The sequence below is a fragment of the Patescibacteria group bacterium genome (genome assembly GCA_018897195.1).
GTDB lineage: Bacteria > Patescibacteriota > Patescibacteriia > Patescibacteriales > UBA12075 > JAHILH01.
Genome location: JAHILH010000004.1, coordinates 70,365 through 86,046, shown reverse-complemented (window position 1 = coordinate 86,046; position 15,682 = coordinate 70,365). Strand labels below are relative to the sequence as shown.

At 37.9% G+C, this 15,682-nt stretch carries 17 protein-coding genes; 5 read left to right on the top strand and 12 right to left on the bottom strand.

Annotation, left to right across the window (positions count from 1 at the left end):
* Window positions 1-15: 15 nt before the first annotated feature.
* The 4 genes from KKD45_03730 to KKD45_03715 form a co-directional block, all read right to left on the bottom strand.
* A complete protein-coding gene (locus tag KKD45_03730; protein ID MBU4309609.1) occupies window positions 16-1,395 on the bottom strand; it encodes a sulfite exporter TauE/SafE family protein in 1,380 nt (459 codons plus the stop codon).
* A gap of 5 nt (window positions 1,396-1,400) precedes the next feature.
* On the bottom strand, window positions 1,401-1,667 hold the full coding sequence (locus KKD45_03725) for a metal-sensing transcriptional repressor (protein MBU4309608.1): 267 nt from the start codon (window positions 1,665-1,667) through the stop codon (window positions 1,401-1,403).
* 122 nt (window positions 1,668-1,789) lie between these two features.
* The gene (locus KKD45_03720) at window positions 1,790-3,040 is read right to left on the bottom strand and encodes a PAS domain-containing sensor histidine kinase (GenBank protein ID MBU4309607.1); all 1,251 of its coding nucleotides are present in this window, start codon (window positions 3,038-3,040) and stop codon (window positions 1,790-1,792) included.
* Window position 3,041: 1 nt separating this feature from the next.
* On the bottom strand, window positions 3,042-3,728 hold the full coding sequence (locus tag KKD45_03715) for a response regulator transcription factor (GenBank protein MBU4309606.1): 687 nt from the start codon (window positions 3,726-3,728) through the stop codon (window positions 3,042-3,044).
* A 266-nt stretch (window positions 3,729-3,994) separates the two neighbouring features.
* Here KKD45_03715 and ychF point away from each other — a divergent pair, with 266 nt between their 5' ends.
* Window positions 3,995-5,059: a redox-regulated ATPase YchF gene (gene ychF / locus KKD45_03710; GenBank protein MBU4309605.1), complete on the top strand. Its 1,065-nt coding sequence runs from the start codon at window positions 3,995-3,997 to the stop codon at window positions 5,057-5,059.
* 50 nt (window positions 5,060-5,109) lie between these two features.
* On the opposite strand, the gene KKD45_03705 is transcribed toward ychF, so the two are convergent.
* The 3 genes from KKD45_03705 to KKD45_03695 form a co-directional block, all read right to left on the bottom strand.
* Window positions 5,110-6,288, bottom strand: coding sequence for a hypothetical protein (locus KKD45_03705; protein MBU4309604.1), 1,179 nt, complete (start codon window positions 6,286-6,288; stop codon window positions 5,110-5,112).
* 85 nt (window positions 6,289-6,373) lie between these two features.
* On the bottom strand, window positions 6,374-7,333 hold the full coding sequence (locus KKD45_03700; protein MBU4309603.1) for a ribose-phosphate pyrophosphokinase: 960 nt from the start codon (window positions 7,331-7,333) through the stop codon (window positions 6,374-6,376).
* A 99-nt stretch (window positions 7,334-7,432) separates the two neighbouring features.
* Window positions 7,433-7,942 (bottom strand): class I SAM-dependent methyltransferase, encoded by a 510-nt coding sequence (locus tag KKD45_03695; GenBank protein ID MBU4309602.1) that lies wholly within the window; start codon window positions 7,940-7,942, stop codon window positions 7,433-7,435.
* A 303-nt stretch (window positions 7,943-8,245) separates the two neighbouring features.
* On the opposite strand from KKD45_03695, the gene rpsF reads away from it, so the two are divergent.
* From rpsF to efp, 4 genes are all read left to right on the top strand, one after another.
* Window positions 8,246-8,782: a 30S ribosomal protein S6 gene (gene rpsF / locus KKD45_03690; protein MBU4309601.1), complete on the top strand. Its 537-nt coding sequence runs from the start codon at window positions 8,246-8,248 to the stop codon at window positions 8,780-8,782.
* A 91-nt stretch (window positions 8,783-8,873) separates the two neighbouring features.
* Entirely contained in the window at window positions 8,874-9,305 is a 432-nt protein-coding gene (locus tag KKD45_03685; GenBank protein MBU4309600.1) for a single-stranded DNA-binding protein, read from the top strand.
* A 28-nt stretch (window positions 9,306-9,333) separates the two neighbouring features.
* The gene (gene rpsR, locus KKD45_03680; protein MBU4309599.1) at window positions 9,334-9,549 is read left to right on the top strand and encodes a 30S ribosomal protein S18; all 216 of its coding nucleotides are present in this window, start codon (window positions 9,334-9,336) and stop codon (window positions 9,547-9,549) included.
* 23 nt (window positions 9,550-9,572) lie between these two features.
* Window positions 9,573-10,130 (top strand): elongation factor P, encoded by a 558-nt coding sequence (efp, locus tag KKD45_03675; GenBank protein ID MBU4309598.1) that lies wholly within the window; start codon window positions 9,573-9,575, stop codon window positions 10,128-10,130.
* 63 nt (window positions 10,131-10,193) lie between these two features.
* On the opposite strand, the gene recA is transcribed toward efp, so the two are convergent.
* From recA to KKD45_03650, 5 genes are all read right to left on the bottom strand, one after another.
* Window positions 10,194-11,237 (bottom strand): recombinase RecA, encoded by a 1,044-nt coding sequence (gene recA / locus KKD45_03670; protein ID MBU4309597.1) that lies wholly within the window; start codon window positions 11,235-11,237, stop codon window positions 10,194-10,196.
* 106 nt (window positions 11,238-11,343) lie between these two features.
* Window positions 11,344-12,018 (bottom strand): helix-turn-helix domain-containing protein, encoded by a 675-nt coding sequence (locus tag KKD45_03665; protein MBU4309596.1) that lies wholly within the window; start codon window positions 12,016-12,018, stop codon window positions 11,344-11,346.
* 77 nt (window positions 12,019-12,095) lie between these two features.
* The gene (locus tag KKD45_03660; GenBank protein ID MBU4309595.1) at window positions 12,096-12,623 is read right to left on the bottom strand and encodes a pilin; all 528 of its coding nucleotides are present in this window, start codon (window positions 12,621-12,623) and stop codon (window positions 12,096-12,098) included.
* Between the two features lie 18 nt (window positions 12,624-12,641).
* The gene (locus tag KKD45_03655; GenBank protein ID MBU4309594.1) at window positions 12,642-14,078 is read right to left on the bottom strand and encodes an extracellular solute-binding protein; all 1,437 of its coding nucleotides are present in this window, start codon (window positions 14,076-14,078) and stop codon (window positions 12,642-12,644) included.
* Window positions 14,079-14,149: 71 nt separating this feature from the next.
* On the bottom strand, window positions 14,150-15,676 hold the full coding sequence (locus tag KKD45_03650) for a YifB family Mg chelatase-like AAA ATPase (GenBank protein MBU4309593.1): 1,527 nt from the start codon (window positions 15,674-15,676) through the stop codon (window positions 14,150-14,152).
* Between the last annotated feature and the right edge of the window lie 6 nt (window positions 15,677-15,682).

The following is a 15,682-nucleotide window of genomic DNA, read 5'->3' as shown; positions in this document are numbered from 1 at the left end:
ACGGCGGGAGTTTAATTATTCAACTATAAACTTACCCCAAACCATACTCATCCAGCAGCTGAATTTTAATTCGCCGGCCCGCGTCGGTATAAATTCGATAATGGTATCACTTTTTTGAACTAAGTTTTTATTAATTGTGCCTTCTGGTAAATATAATTTGATAGCACTGGTGCAACCAGTAATACCTTTATCCTTAATAATCCATTTAACTGGTATATCCTTTTTGATATGTAAAACATTGGGTGAATAACCGTTGTAAGTGACAGCCATTTCAACTACTTGAACTTCTTTGGAATTTTTGTCGGTGTTTGATGTTTGCACCGGCGTATTTTTTTGCATCGATGGGTTAAATCCATAACCAAAATTTACCAAACCGCGATTGACCATCAATAAACCCAAGAGCACAACCAATACGCCGGAAAATCTCATGAGTTGTCTAATTTTAATATGGCTAATGGAGCTAATTAGAGTGCCAAAGCCTAGCATGAGCGGAATAGTGCCAAGGGAATAAAGAAACATCGCCATCGCGCCATTAAAAACGCTGCCAGAGGCAAGGGCGAATAATTGCATCGCCTGTAATGGTCCGCAAGGCATAAAGCCAGTAAGAATGCCAATGATAAATGGTCCTTTTGGTTTTTGATTGTGTTTATTGCTAAAAATGAACTTAGCAATAAATGCTGGTGTGCTTAATTTAATCTTGTTTAAAAATCTGTGTTCAGAGTATAGTGAAATTCCCATTAAGAGCATGAAAATTGCGACAAAAATTGTCATAATGCCGGCAAAGACTGGATTGACTCCGAAGAAAGAGCCAAATCCGCCCAAGACGCCACCGATGACGGTGTAGGAGATTAAGCGCCCAAGATTATATTGAATATGCGGCAGTAGATTTTTTATTTTTGAGTCTTTAGTTTCTTGATTTTCATCGAGTTTGCCTGAGGCTGTATAAGTTATAATAAGTCCGCCACACATGCCAATGCAATGAAAGCTTGCTAAGAGACCGATGGCAAAAATAACACCATAGCTAATACTTGCTTCGTTTAGTTGTGACATGATCCTGAATAGATCAAATTTTTGAATCAGAAAATAAGCTAGTATAAACAAAGCCAGGGAAATACCAGGGACTAGAAATTGATTCTGTTCTTTAGTTATGACACCGGCTACAACATCTTTTTTTTTTGAATCAGCGGCGCTGGGTTCTCTGACAATGCCATAGCCCAGATCTTCGATGGTTTTGTAAATCTCTTCAATGTTGCCGTCAAAATCCAAAGAAGTGTCACCGCTAATGTGGTCAACGTTAATGTTTTCAATTTTATTGGTGGCTTTAACCTCGCTTTCAATTAGAGCTTTGCAGCTTTTACAATGAAGGCCATTAATTTTAAAATTAATTTGCGTCATATAATTTATTTAGCTAGTTTGTTAACTTTAATTATTTCATCAATCATTTTTTGTTTTAAAGCTTCATTTTTGGCAGCCATCGCATTTTTGAAGCAGGAATTTAGATGCTTTTCCAGAAGTTGTTGATTGGCAGATTTCAAAATTCCAATCGCGGCAAGATTTTGTTGCATAATGTCAATGCAGTATTCTTTTTGCTCTAACATTGTTTCAAGTTTGGCAATTAAGCTTTTGGCCTTTTTAAAGTTAATCGCAATTGTTTTATTGTAGTCCATAAGTGTGTTTAATAATTTATTACCTATACCTGGGGTGGAGGTATATCTATATCATAATCCTTATTATGTTTTGTGTCAAATATAAATAAAAAGCTCTGACGATGTTGGTCAGAGCTTTTTATTTATATAGTTATTGGTAATTCTAAAATAAACTTTGTTCCTACCCCTTCTTGGCTTTCTACTTGGATATTGCCGCCATGAGCTTCGGCAATCCATTTACAGATTGAGAGACCAAGGCCGGTCCCGCCTTCTTGACGAGAGCGAGCTTTATCAACGCGATAAAATCTTTCAAAAATATAAGGCAAATCTTCCGGGGGAACACCAATGCCATTGTCTTCGACTATGATTTTGGCAATTTTATTTTTTTCTTCAAGGTGAACTTTTATCCAACCACCAACGTCGGTATATTTAGTGGCGTTTCTGATAATGTTTAATAATAATTTTTCTAATTTTTGTTCATCGCCAATAATATTGATATTAGGATTGTTTTTGGCAAGTTCTAGTTTGATATTTTTTTGTTTAGCCAGAATGTCTAATGAGCGTACAGCAGTTTTGGTAATAATATTTAGACTGACTATTTCCTGCTCGATTTTTTCTGTCTTGGCGTCGGAGTTGGTAAGGTCTGTAAGATCATTTAAAATACCGGTCATCCTAGTTAATTCTTTTTGGATTATTTCATATAGCTCAGGGATTTTTTTATTCTTGCTTTTTAATTCATGGACCTCTAAATCGATGTTTCCTTGAATAATGGTTAGGGGTGTTCGTAATTCATGGGAAGCATCTGAGATAAAATTTGATTTTAATTTAATTTCTCTTTTGAGTTCTTTATTAGCTTGATTAAGTTCTTCAGTTCTTTTTTTTACTTTTATTTCTAAGTTTTTATTCAACTCTTCAATTTTCTTTTCGGTTATTTTATTTTCTGTTATGTCTTTAATCACAAAAACAACTTGGTCAATAGTGTTATTCTCATTTTTAATAGGAAATAGGTTGAATTTATAGTAATTAATTTTACCAGATTTGTCCACGAATTCTTGAACGAGCGTAGTGGATTCTTGATCTAGAAAAACCTTCTGAGTCGGACAAGTATTGCAGTCATTATTCAGTATACAATGAGTGGAGAAGAGATTGTTTTTGAAACAGGGAATGACATTGCGACAGATCAAGCCTTTAATTTTTTGGATGGGAAGATTGACGTTGTTGGCGAAGGCTTTATTACAGCTCGTTATTTCAAAATTTCGATTGACAACACAAATACTATCTTGGATAGCATCGATTGCTTGTTCATATTGTTTCTTGGATTTTTCAATTGTTTTCATTAGGGATGCAATAGCAGCATTATCCTCTTCATGATTCAATTTTTTTGGTTCAGTCATATTATACTTTCTTTAGACTTTTGTCTTGAATTTTGTAGCCGACATCGCGAACTGTATGCAGGAGCCTACTTTTGAAACCACTGTCGATTTTTTTGCGCAAGTAGCTAATGTAGACATCAATGACATTGGAGTCGTCAGTAAAGTTGTATCCCCAAATATGCTCACCAATCATTGTGCGTGTGCAAACGTGACCTGGTCGTCGCATCATATAGTCGAGTAGCTTGTATTCTTTACTAGATAGTGCAATTTCTTTACCGCCACGGTGAACTTCGTGTGTTTGTGGGTCAAGAATAAGGTCGCTGATTTCTAATCTGGTTGGTTTAACCATTTTTTCCCGGCGTAATAGGGCACGGATACGAGCAACCAATTCGCCAAAAGCAAATGGTTTTGTTAAGTAGTCGTCGGCGCCAACGTCAAGCCCTTTGACGCGGTCATCGACCGTATCCTTGGCCGTGAGCATAATTACCGGTGTGTCAATTTTATTTTCTCTAATCTGACGACATACTTCAATGCCATTAATTTTTGGAATCATAATATCCAAAATAATAATATCATAATTATTGATCTGGACTTTTTCAAGTGCTTCTTCGCCGTCATAGGCGAAGTCAACAGTGTAGTGTTCCATTTCTAGGCCCTTTCGAATGAATTTAGAGATTTTGATTTCATCTTCGACGACGAGTATTGTCATATGTTTGGTTATTTTACGCCAATCTTATTGCTTTTTAGGACAATATATAACGCAAATGAGTAAATTAATCGTAAGTTATAAATCTATTCTTACTATATTACAAAAAGATTAAATTTAGATTAAAATCATTCTATATTTTATACCTATGTTTAAATCTTGTAAAGCTAGAATAAATTTGCTAGGATATATAAAAGCTACAAGATTTTTGTATGGTCAGGAATTCTTATTCCGCCACAAAAATAGTTAATTTACTAATATTTAATTTCATGTCATTATCTATCGGAATTGTTGGGTTGCCAAATGTGGGAAAATCTACTTTATTTAATACTTTAACAAAAAAGAAAGCCGAAGCGGCGAATTATCCTTTTTGTACCATCGATCCCAATGTTGGTGTCGTGAAAGTACCTGATGAACGTTTGGAAAAGTTGTCAGCTATTTCTCAATCAAAAAAATTAATCCCCACTACGATTGATTTTATTGATATTGCCGGCTTAGTTAAGGGTGCGAGCAAGGGCGAAGGTTTGGGTAATCAATTTTTGGCCAACATCCGTGAGTGTGATGCAATTTGTGAGGTGGTGCGTAATTTTGAAGACAGTAATATTATTCATGTTAATAATAAAATCGACCCTGAAGATGATCGGGAAACAATTAATCTGGAATTAATTTTGGCGGACTTGCAATCAGTTGAAAAGAAATATGATCGCTTGGTGAAGGATTCAAAGAGTGGTGATAAGTTGACGGTTAAAACTAGAGATATTGTCGAAAAAATAAAAACGCAACTAGAGGCAGGTAAGGCGGTGCGGGCAATGACTTTCGATGAGGAAGAACAAAAAATTGTGAAGTCTTTGAACTTGTTATCAGTGAAACCAATTCTGTACGTAGTAAATACATCTGATGTTTCAAGACCGCTAGATACAACGAAATGGGATGGTGAAGTTTTAAGTTTGAATATTAAACTAGAAGACGAGATTGCGAGCTTGCCAGAGGAAGAACAAGCAGAGTATGTACAAGAACTAGGCTTGGACGAGAGTGGTTTGGATAAATTAATTAAAACCTCATATAAATTATTGGGCTTGATGACTTTTTTGACAACTGGAAAAGAGGAAACACGCGCTTGGACAGTGAAGGTTGGCTCGAAAGCGCCGCAAGCGGCCGGTGAGATTCACACAGATATTGAAAAAGGTTTTGTGCGAGCAGAGGTTATTAATTGGGAAAAATATGTTGAGGCTGGCGGGGAAGCTGCAGCCAAAGAAAAAGGTTTAATGCGGATTGAAGGGAAAGAATATGTCATGCAAGATGGCGACGTTGTGCATTTCTTGCATAATAAATAAAGATAGGTGGAGTATAAAAAAACAGCCCCGGTTGTAGCCAGGGCTGTTTTTTATTTAGCAATTTTCAGAACAACAATTTCGCGCCAGACGCGTTGGCCTTCGCGGCCGTAGATAATCGTGTCGCGGTCAGTTAGATTTATAACTTGATTATTCATTAAAATGCCAGGGATTGGGTTGATAATTTTGAAGTCAGAAATATCGGGATTAATCGGCTGCGGTTGGCGTCCGGTCATGAAGACTGGCCAAAGCATAACGATCACGCCATCTTTCTTTAATATTTTTTTAAATTCTTGAAGGGCTTGGTTATAAAGTAATTCTAGGTCTTGCGTTACCTTACGAATATCTAAATGCCCACGTTGCGGACCAAGGAAGGGTTCAGTCACAATCGCATCAATTGAATTAGATTTAATTTTTTTTGAAATTGTCGTCGCTGATTCGTTGATTAATTCGTAGGGCGGAATAGTGAAGCGGTAAGTATCTTTAATCCATTCAATATTGGTTTTGGTGTCATTAACTGCCTTGGCGGATAAATCAGAGCCGATTAAGTTTTGGTAGCCAACTAAAATTGATTCAGTGAGAACAGTGCCAGAGCCACAAAATGGATCGAGCAAGGTAATATCTTTAATCGAGTCGCGAGTCTTAGTGAGGTTAATCATGATCTGCGCCAGCTTTGGTGGCAACATGCCAGACTCGTCATCGCGCCCTGGACGGCCGTAGTCGCGGAATGATAACTCCTTGAATGGTTGCACGGCCAAAGTTTTGCCGATAAAAATATTTTTGCCATTTTCAATTAAGACAATCTCATCACCCTTGCCGGTTAATTTATTTTGCTCTACCACGACGCTTGATAAAACTTTTTCTTTGCTAATAACCCAACGACAGCTGATGCCTTGTTCTTTGAGAAATTTTTTGATTTCCATGCCAATCGGTTTGTCGTTGAATTTCTTATCGCCATAATAAGACAAGCCGAATTTGTATTTACCTTCGGTGGCGGGAGTAATGATTTTCAAAATACTTTCAAGTAATTTATTACGATCGGTATTTTCTTCAATTACTTCACCAATCTTAATCGTGCCACCGAATCGCTTGATTAGCTCAGATGCGTTAATTTCGTCCGTGTCCGCTATTAAAATATTCTTACTCAAAATCATATTTTTGAAATGCAAAACAGCGCTGAGTTCAGCGACGGAAAGAGTTGGATTGTTGCCCAGGGCGAAGAAATATTTCATATGCTTATTATAATGATTATTTAAAAAATTGCAAATTGTAAAGAAAAAAGCGTTCCGATTATTTGGAACGCTTTTGGAGTTTTTGTCATTTAAAAAGAGCCTTAACAGTCCCTTCTTTATGTACCTCAGTAATTGTTTTAGCAAGTATTGGTGCTATTGATAACACCTTAATCTTGTTGCATTTTTTAACATTTTCCTCTTGTGAAATTGTGTCAACAACTATCAACTGTTTAATCTGAGAATCATTGATTCTCTTTATTGCCGGGCCTGACAAAACGCCATGTCCGCAAGCTGCGTAAATTTCTGTGGCGCCATTTTTGATAAGAATTGCGGCGGCCTCACACAGAGTTCCTGCAGTGTCCACCATGTCGTCAACGAGGACGGCTCTTTTACCACGAACATCACCGATGACATTCATTGCTTCGGCAACGTTGGCTCTTTCACGTCGTTTGTCAATAATGGCAAGGTCGGCGTTAAGTCGTTTAGCGTAGGCGCGGGTTCTTTCTACTCCTCCAGCGTCTGGTGACACCATAATGAAGTCTTTAAGATTCGCACGAAGATAATCGATGATAATAGGTGAGGCATAAAGATGATCAACGGGAATTTCAAAAAAGGCCCCAATTTGTGGGGCATGCAAATCCATGAAAATAACTCGGTTTGCTCCTGCGCCCATAATCATTATCGCTATAGCCTTGGAGCTAATTGGTACACCGGCTCGTACTTTTCTATCCTGACGCGCATATCCATAATAAGGAATAACAGCTGTAATTCTCCCGGCAGATGCACGTTTAAATGCATCAATTGCCAAGACTAATTCCACCAGGTTGTCGTTCACTGGACCGCATGTTGGTTGAATAAAGAATATGTCATCACCTCTTACACCTCTGCCGTCAGCGCATTCGCCAATTTCAATATCAAGCTCACCGTCAGAAAAAAAATTTATGGATATTGGAGAAAGATCTATATTAAGATGTCTACAAATATCTGTTGCTAATTTTGGATTAGCAGTTCCGGAAAAAATCTTTAATGCGCCAAATCTACTCATTGCACTTCCTCCAAGCTGGTTGTATGTTGAAATTTATTTAATTAGAAAGAGCTATTTAATTTCTATATGCTCGCAGGTATTGAACGATTTGTCAAACTGTTACTCTATAATATATAGATAAACACTTAAATCCTTATCTGTTGGCTTATCAATCTTTTCCGGAATCCAGCCTTCTATTGGAAAGGTGTAGGTGATTACGCGAGTACCTCGTTTTAGTTCTGTTTCCATTTTAGTTTTTAGCTTTTTAATTGTGTTCTTCCAAAGGGGAAAAAGGTAAACGACATCGGCGTCACTAAAATTGGCGTAGAGAATATTCTGAAACTTAAAAGTGGCATTTTTGGCAGCTATTTGTTTTATTTTGCAAAATAAATATAGGGGAATCGATAACTCTAGGCCAATCGCTTTAATTGGGTAATACTTGCCAGCGTAAAGCACTAAACTACCATTGCCGCAACCTAAATCGTAGAATTTATCATTTTCTTTAAAATTAGCCAAATTACATATTCTGGGAAAATCTTTCTTAAAAGAAGGTACCCAGGGAGCTAAAGAATAGGTGGTATAGGCTACAGAAATTAAAATTAGAAAGATTAAGATGTACAAGAAAAGCATAATTTTAGTTATTATTAGCTAATATAAAACAAAATACTTTTTTATTGTAGCATGACTTGCTTTTTTTTGGAAATAGTGTTAGATTACTTCTATAAATCAATATAAACCTTTCCCGCATATTGCCAAATTTAGGTAGTATAATCACGGTTAATTCGTGATTAAAGGTATTCTCTCTACAGGTCTCACAAAGATCCCGAAAAGAATACTTTTTGGGATTTTTTATTATAAATTTAAATTTAACTTAATTAAAACAAATTTTATATTCTGGTTATTTGACCCGCATTAGAATTTGTAAATATAAAAATGTCAAAAGTGAAATCATCTGAGATTCCTCATTATGAGCTTTTGTATATTGTTAGTAATAAATATACAGAAGAGGAAATCAAGCCTATTTGTGGCAACGTAGACGCGCTCATTGCAAAGTACGGCGGTACTGTAACTTACTCTGAAGATTGGGGTAAGAAAAAATTAGCTTATCCAATCCAACATTTTGGTCATGGTTATTATTTCTTAGTTGAATTTGATATGGCCGGAAAAGACGTTAATGGTCTTAATAATGAGTTGAGATTGTCGAGTGAATTATTACGACATGTAATTGTGTCTATCAAGAAAAAAACTGTTGAAGAAATTAAAGCCGAGAAGATCAAAGCTGAGAAAATCTTTAAAGATGCTTTTGGTGAAAAGAGAGCAGTGATCAAAGAGGAACGTGACGAAGTGGCAGCGCCAGCTAAATCAGAGGCAGTTGCTCAAGAAGAGGCAGTGAGCAAGAAAAAAGATATCAACTTACAAGACTTGGACGATAAATTGGACAAGATTTTGGAAACTGATGATTTGCTATAATCTTCATCAAGTGACCAAAAGAGAGTTTAACTAAATATTTATTATCATTTTAAATTGTTTATATTAATAGATGGTTTAAAAATACAAAAATATGGATTTAAATAAAGTAATGATTATCGGTCGTTTGACTCGTGATCCTGAATTAAAAACTACTCCAAGCGGACAATCAGTTGTTTCCTTTTCAGTGGCAACTGGAACTACCTGGGTTGATCAATCCGGACAAAAGCAAGAGAAGACTGAATTTCACAACGTAGTGGCGTGGAGAAAATTGGCGGAAGTAATCGGACAGTATTTAAAAAAAGGATCAAAGGTCTATCTTGAAGGCAAATTACAAACTCGTGAATGGGCTGGACAAGACGGCGTGAAGAAATATCGAACAGAAGTCATTGTTGATAACATGATTATGCTTGACTCTAAGGGTTCAGGCGGTGGTTCATTTGAGCCAAAAGGTCAATCACCATCAAGCTCAATGCCAGACGAGAACTTTGAAGATGAAATAAAAGTGGAGAATATCCCTTTCTAAACTAAATTAAATTAAACTAATAAATAATATGGACAAAACAACAACAAGAAAAGAATGTTATTTTTGTGCAAACAAGATCGCGGAAGTTGACTATAAGGATACTCGAACTTTGCAGAAATTTATTAACATTTATAAAAAAATCCAGCCTCGTAAAAAGACTGGTACTTGCTCAAAGCACCAAAGAGATTTGGCGAATGCGATCAAGCGCTCAAGAATCATGGCTTTATTGCCTTTTGTGAAATAGCTTATTAATAATAATTAAAAAATATGCTAAGCATAAACGAAATCAAAGTAGGTAAAATTATTGTTATTAATAATGAGCCGTACTCTATTACCAAAACAGATCATCATAAAACTGGTCGCGGCGGTGCTGTTTTGAAAGTAAAGATGAAAAATCTTATTTCCGGCAACATGTTGGACAAGACTTTTCAGGGTAATGACAAGGCTGAGCCGGCGGATACGGAAAAGAAAAAAGCTAACTACATGTACAAAGATGAGACCAACGCTTTTTTCATGGATAACGCGAGTTTTGAACAATTTGAAATTCCTTTGGAGCAAATTGGTGACAAGATTAAATTCTTGAAAGAAGGAATCGATGTGGATGTGTTTTATTTTTCGAGCAAACCAGTTGGCGTTGAATTGCCAATCAAGGTTTCTCTAAAAGTAACCATGGCTCCTCCTGGAGTAAAAGGTAACTCCGCTGGGAGTGTGACTAAGCAAATCGAACTCGAAACAGGAGCGACTATCAATGCGCCGATGTTTATCAACGAGGGCGATGTGATTCGGATTAATACTGATACGGGTGAGTATTCTGAGAGAGAATAAAACTTCAAGATAATAAAAAAAAAGACTTCGAAATTTCGAAGTCTTTTTTTATGTGATAATTCTTTATTTCTTATTTTGTTCGTCTAAATCCTTGGCCTCGATTGTGGCAATAATTTTCTTTCTCAGTTCAGCTAGTAATTTCTTGTCAGCGCCAATAAATCGCTTGGCTGTTTCACGGCCGACGCCGAATTTTATTTCGCCAAAAGAATAAGAGTTGCCATTTTTGGCAATCACACCGTTGGCGACGCCGATATCTAGGATATCACCGGAAACGGAAATGCCTTCATTGTACATAATGTCGAATTCACAAGTACGGAAAGGGGCAGCGACTTTGTTTTTCACTACCTTGGCTTTGACACGGTTGCCGATAACTTTTTCACCTTGCTTGATTTGAGCGGCTTTACGAACTTCGATACGAATCGAAGCGTAAAACTTCAAGGCATTACCACCGGAAGTGGTTTCCGGACTGCCAAAAAAGACGCCGATTTTATTTCTGATTTGGTTAATGAAGATAACGACAGTTTTTGTTTTAGAAACAACACCAGTTAGTTTTCTTAAAGCTTGACTCATTAAACGAGCTTGCAAGCCCATGTGCTGGTCACCCATGTCACCTTCGATTTCTTTTTGTGGAACCAGGGCAGCCACAGAGTCAATAACGATAACATCGACGGCGTTAGAGCGAACCAGGGTTTCAACAATCTCTAAAGCTTGTTCACCTGTGTCAGGTTGGGAGATAAGCATCTCCTTGATGTTGATGCCGATTTTTTCGGCATAGTCAGGGTCAAGCGCGTGCTCGGCGTCGATAAAGGCCGCGATGCCACCTAATTTTTGTACCTCAGCGACAATGTGCTGGGCTAGGGTAGTTTTTCCAGAGGACTCAGGACCGTAGATTTCAATGATGCGACCGCGGGGCACACCACCGATTCCTAGGGATAAATCAAGAGAAAGACAGCCGGTAGAAATAGCGTCGACGTTTACTTTACGCGCTTCGCCGAATTTCATAATAGCACCGTCACCAAAACGAGTTTGGATTTGTTCGATAGCTGATTGGGCAGCTTGAAATTTGCCGTCCGCATCAGTCGTTTTTACTTTTTTGTCAGTAGACATAGGTTTCATAAATTATAAGTTAAATATTTTTAAGTAAATAAAAAGAGGTCTTTTTTCCCCTCCGTCTGTTATTATATAATTTTCCAGGGAATAAAGCAATTTTACCTTATTTTACGAGTATTTTTCGGGTGACTATGTTTTGTTTGCTATATTTTTTTTGAGCGATGATTTCGATATCATTTAAGCCCTGTTTAAGATTAATAGTTTTTTCAAAAATGAGATCAGCGTTCATTAGGACGGTTTCCTCATTGATGGTAATTTTGGCCTCTGATTCTGATTTTCCCTTGATGGTGATTGAGCGCTCTTCAGTGATAGTGTCTTTGTCAGGATAAAGAATCGTCATTTCAGGGGCCGAAATAATATTATTAACTGAAAAGCCAAGATAGGCAATGATGATGCCGACAACGCCAAGAATAATTAAGTTTTTGATGATTCTTGGAATGGTAATGAAGTGGTAGGCGTTGCCGGTTTTTTTGATAAAGATATTTTTAGGTTTTTGATTATTTTTTTCACCGATTTCATTGTCAAAAAGTTCTAAGAGGTGATTAATATCAAGCCGAAGAAATTGAGCGTATTCTTTGAGAAAATTACGACCATAAATTCCCGCGGGGAGTTTTTTTAGTTCGCCAGCTTCAAGGGCTTTGAGATATTTGATGTTGATTTTGAGTTTTTCAGAAACTTTTTCTAAATTAATGCCATTGTGTAGGCGAGTAGCTTTTAACTCTTCGGCAATTTGCTCGTTTGTTGGAGTTATTTTATTGAGGGTAAAATTTTCAGACATAAATACTGATATTTGTTGTTTAGCGGAATGTGATTTTAAAGTCGACGGCAATATATTGTACTACAATACTGCGTTATTTATTTTTTTGGTGGTGCTGGTACTTCATTCCAACTATTCCCAAAATTTTTGGTATCTACTGGTTCTGTTGAATTTGCTGTCGGTTTTAAATATCCAAGTGTTTGTAGGGTGAATTGAATAATTAAATAACTAGAAAAGACGATTACTAAACCAACGACAGCACTAGTCATGGCGTGCTTGCCCTTTTTAACTTTATCGGCGTCGCCAGCAGAAATAAGAAACATTACCCCGCCATAAACAAAGGCGCCAAAGGCTAGAGTGCCAACTAGGCCGAGCATTATTTTTGTAAGTTTAATACCAAGAAGTACAAAGTCATTGAGTCCGTATTCGCCACAGTATTGTTTACATGCTTGTACTTTAGGATCGTCAATTTTGTCTCCGCAACCTCTTTTACAGTCTTCGGTAGTAAACCCAGTTGTGTCAGTCATGACTGTGTCGGCCGCTAAAATTTGCCGACCATTAAAAAGCATTATGCCAATAATAATCAAAGAAGAGACGAGTAAATAGCTCGCTAGAAGTTTTTTCATAAGGTTGTAAATTTAAAATTATTCAATCGTTTGTTGTACTTTTTGCGCTCCGATATCAAGGGCGTTTTTAATTTTTTCTGGATTCACATTGCCTTCTTCAATCATTTCTTGAAAAATAGTTTCCATGGCGTTAGCGTCATTGCCCTTATACCAGCTTTTAGCGGTTAATATTTGTTCCGCGGAAACGCCGATTTCCATATCCTCAGTTTGGGAATTGATAAGTGATTTTAAGGCAGTTGGTTTTTTGGTTTTTTCTAAATAGAGCTTGGCTTGTTCTTCCTTGGTTTCAAATTGGATAAAATCCCACGCGGCGTCGGCTTTATTCTTGGCGTATTTGGCGCCCTTCTTAAGGTTTTCTGGATTGGTAAGAATCTTACTGGAAACAACCTCAGCCCAATAGTTAGCATAATTCACCGGTGTATTGCCTTCAATCTGCGGTAATTTAGCAATGGCGAAGTTTAATTTTGGTGATAAGGCTTTTATTTGTGGCGTGTGATAGGAGTAGCCAAACATGGTGGCTAGCTTGCCATCAGCAAAAAGATTGAGAGCGCTATCAAGGTCTTTATTCCAGCTGTAAATTTCTTTTCCAGGATTAGCAAAATCGGTATAAAATCTAATTGCGTCTAGGCCGGGAACATAATTGGTCTGTTTCATGTTAACAGGACTTTGATTGAATTTAACTTGTCCTGAGTCATTAAGCATTTCGGCGCCACTCTGCATCATGAGGGCGGCTAAAATATCCATAGAACGATCAATGTTTTTGCTGCCACCAAGAGCGGCACCGGATTGGATTAATTCTCCTTTGGCGTTTTGTTTGTTTAATTTTTTGACGTCACTTTGAAATTTAGCGTCCCAATATGCAGATGGGGCTGTGATGCCAGCATTGTTGTAAAGATCTTTATTGTAAAACATGACCAAGGTGTCTACTGACAAAGGCAGGCCATAGACCTGAGAAGTAATTTTATTGTTTTCATTTACATTAATAACTATGTCATTATAAACAACGTCCGCAAAATTATTTTTTATTTCTTTGAGGGTAATGCTTTTGGTTTCCTTGACTGTAAGAATTGTTTCTTTTTTGATGGTGCCTTGTTCAATTGGATAAACCATGCTGATTGTTGCCGGCATTGGCAAGATTAAGCCGTTCTTTTGGTATTTTCGTAGCCAGGTATTATGAATCGAGAAGATGTCTGGTCCGCGGTCAGTAGCAAAACCTTCTAATAATTTTTGCTCAAATTCTTCATAGCGAAATTTCTTGTAGTTTATCTTTATAAAAGGATGAAGGGCATTATATTTGGCAATAGTGCCCTCAAAAGCATCTGGTCCATCCCAGACGCGCCAATAGTTTAGCTCAATCGGTTGAGTTTGTTCTTGGACGGCGGCTGGGGTACAGGCAAAGCCAAAGCCTGGGAGTAATATTAATAAGATTAATAGTGAGAGAAAGTTTTTTTTCATATGTGAATATTATAACACAGTTTATTTTATTTTCAAAATAAAAAATCCCCACTTCGCAATGGGGATTTTTGTTAATTTTCATCAATCTTTGGTCGATATTGTAAGGCTTCAGCAATATGGGTAGAGGAGATTGTTTCGATCTCAGCTAAGTCGGCAATGGTGCGCGCCAATTTGAGAATGCGGAAATAAGCACGGGCAGAAAGATGCATGCGGTCAACGGCATTTTTCATGAGATGGGTAGAGGTGTCGTCAAGGGGGCAGAATTTTTTGACGGCTTCACTGCTCATTTCGGAATTGGTAATATAATGTGTACCTTCAAAACGTTTCTTTTGAATAACACGCGCTTTTTCAATGCGTCTTTTAATATCAGCCGACGTTTCGCCGTTAGCTTCACCAGCTAGTTTTTCAAAGGCAACCCTGGGCACTTCGATGTGCAAATCGATACGGTCGATAATCGGTCCGGAGATTTTCTTTTTGTAATTACTAATTTGCATTGGTGAGCAAGAGCAATTTTTTTCCGGGTCAGAAGAGAAACCACAGGGGCAAGGATTCATCGCGGAGATAAGAATGAATTTTGCCGGAAATTGAAGATTGCCAGCTGCGCGACTGATATGGATAATACCATCCTCAAGAGGTTGTCGTAGATTTTCTAGTGATTGGCGAGTAAACTCAGGGAATTCATCAAGAAAAAGGACACCGCGATGCGAGAGGGAAATTTCACCTGGTCGCGGCCAAGCACCACCACCGACAAGGGCGACTGCTGAGGCAGTATGATGGGGCGAGCGAAAGGGGCGACTGGTAACCAATGAATCGTTGGCGGAAAGCATGCCCGCGACGGAATAAATTTTAGTTACTTCTAAAGCTTCGCTCATGGTGAGATCGGGAAGAATAGAAGGCATCGTGCGCGCGATTAGAGTCTTACCCGATCCGGGTGGGCCACTCATCGCCATATTATGGGCGCCGGCGGCTGCGATTTCCATCGCTCTTTTGACATGTTCTTGACCGCGAATGTGTGACATGTCATGCATGATTTTGTTATTTGAAAAATTGATGCTTGTTTCGGGGGCGGGTGTAATTTTGGCTTTACCTGATAAATGGCGAATAAGTTCTTTGAGATTTTTAACGGGAATAACTTCAATATCTTTAACCAACTTTGCTTCGCGAGCGTTTTGTTCTGGTAAAAAAATCGTTTTAAGGCCAATCTTTTGTGCCTTCAAGGCGATGGAGAGAACGCCGTTAACCGGTCTAAGGTCACCACTAAGAGCGAGTTCACCGATAAAAAGCATCTTATCAATATCAACGGGCGTTTCAATGCTGTCATGAGAAATCAAAACACTGATGGCAATCGGCAAGTCATAGCTCGGACCGTGCTTTTTGAGATCAGCCGGCGCCAGATTGACAGTCATCTTCGCTTTTTGAAAATGAAAGCCGGAATTTTTGATAGCACTGCGGACACGTTCGCGTGATTCTGATACTGATGCATCTGGCAGGCCAACGACTGTAAATGAGCCTAATTCACCCCCACCTTTATCCGCTTCAACCTCAACAATTTCCGCATCAAGACCAATAACGGCCGCGGATAAAATGTTTGAAGACATAAATTT